At 31.7% G+C, this 1,651-nt stretch carries 1 protein-coding gene and 1 pseudogene; one reads left to right on the top strand and one right to left on the bottom strand.

The genetic code is table 11. The annotated features are described in order from the left end of the window. Positions 1-816: nSTAND3 domain-containing NTPase (locus C9J34_RS19985; RefSeq protein ID WP_193769102.1), on the bottom strand; the 816-nt coding region annotated here is incomplete at its 3' end. A gap of 624 nt (positions 817-1,440) precedes the next feature. Here C9J34_RS19985 and C9J34_RS19990 point away from each other — a divergent pair. Beyond that, positions 1,441-1,583, top strand: a pseudogene (locus C9J34_RS19990) (transposase); the annotation flags it as partial. Positions 1,584-1,651 lie beyond the last annotated feature (68 nt).

The following is a 1,651-nucleotide window of genomic DNA, read 5'->3' on the forward strand; positions in this document are numbered from 1 at the left end:
AGAAATAACGAAATCAATTAGGAGTTTAAATTCACTAAAAAAATGACTGGATATATCAGTTACTCTTTGACCTAAAAAATTATCCATTAGGATTATTTCTTTTTCTGTTGGAGTGATGCCCTTCTTAATTTCACTAATTGAATTGCTACTTGCATATAGAAATTTATACCCTTTCTCACAAAAATCAGCAACCAACATCTTAGAAAGAGTACTTTTCCCTACACCAGGTGCACCTTCTAAGATAAGAATATTATTCTTTTCTAATATATTTAAAGTATCGTAATATGCTTTGGAATATACAAACAACCGTGACTTTTCCTCATAGTCTTGCATAAAACTTCTTGAATCAAAATCTATCTCTCTACTGAAAATCATATTTAACACATTTGTCGATGTTAGCCACAATTTATTATGCTTTTTAAGTATATCTATATTGTCTTCATTTTCTAAAAAGGTATTTAAAAAATTAATATCCACAATGTCTCTTTTGTCTACCATATAATCTTTGAACAAATTATAAATGTAATCTTCATTATCAGGAGTTAATGAAAAAGATGTTACAATTATATATCTTTTAGGTTTTAATTTTTTTATTTTTACTAGTTCTTTTTTTAAAGCACCTCGCAAATTGGAGAAATTACTTTTGACATAGTGCTTTGCTTGAATAATAATCTCATTGCCAATAAAACCTCTAATATCTATACCGCCATCTCGTCCTGCTGCATATGTTCTTAGTTCAATGTCCAATTTTTTTTGCATTATATCTCGTGCTAGTAATTCAAATTCATAAGAAGTTATATTTTGAAAGTTAAACATATTCTCTCCTTCAATATTTATTTAGTTTATAGATTAGACAGATATTATATAAATAATCTTTTTTAGAAAAATATTCTAAAAAAATTAAGAGCCTTGTTACATATATTGTTCTTTCAAACTTCCTCCTTATGATTTAATCGATAAATAAATTTTTACTCATTCTAGAAAATGCCCTATATTAAAAATACAGGCTCTTCTCACTTTTTCTCTGATAAAAGCGTAGCCCTTCCATCTTCTAATAATGCTGACGTCAATTTGTTGGGGGGCGTTTAGCATTATTAAAAGCTATAAAAAAAAATCAAAAAAATAGAAAACAATATATAGTAATACTGGAATGGTAACACTTTTGGACAACTTTTTTAAGGGTTCCTTTACAGCATAAGGGACGGACAGGTTGCTTGACATGGAGCCTCTATGGGCATGATTCGTTGCGCCAAGAATCCAGCTAAATAGGGCTGGCTTAGCCAAACGAGGCTATCATGCCCATTGCTCCATATAAAGCTCTTCTTCGTTGAAGGGCTTAGTAATTTCTCCTTATCCTCTATAAAAACTGTCCAACTTAGTGTAGCCTATCCAGTCCGTGAATACGATTTAACTGCTTCAGTCTTAGATAACCATCAGGCAACAGGTTCTTTCGCTGCAAAGGATAACCGTACAGAGGAAGAAACAGAACTGGATCGCTTACGTAAAGAAAACCAACGCTTACTGATAGAGAACGATATTTTAAAGCAAGCAGCGCTGATTATGGGCCGAAAATAAATGTGATTTCACAAATATTCGATATCAGCACATGGTTTTTCTGTGACGAAAGCGTAGCGTCAGTCACAATGTGTGC

This window comes from Metasolibacillus meyeri (assembly GCF_003049505.1).
Lineage (GTDB): Bacteria > Bacillota > Bacilli > Bacillales_A > Planococcaceae > Metasolibacillus > Metasolibacillus meyeri.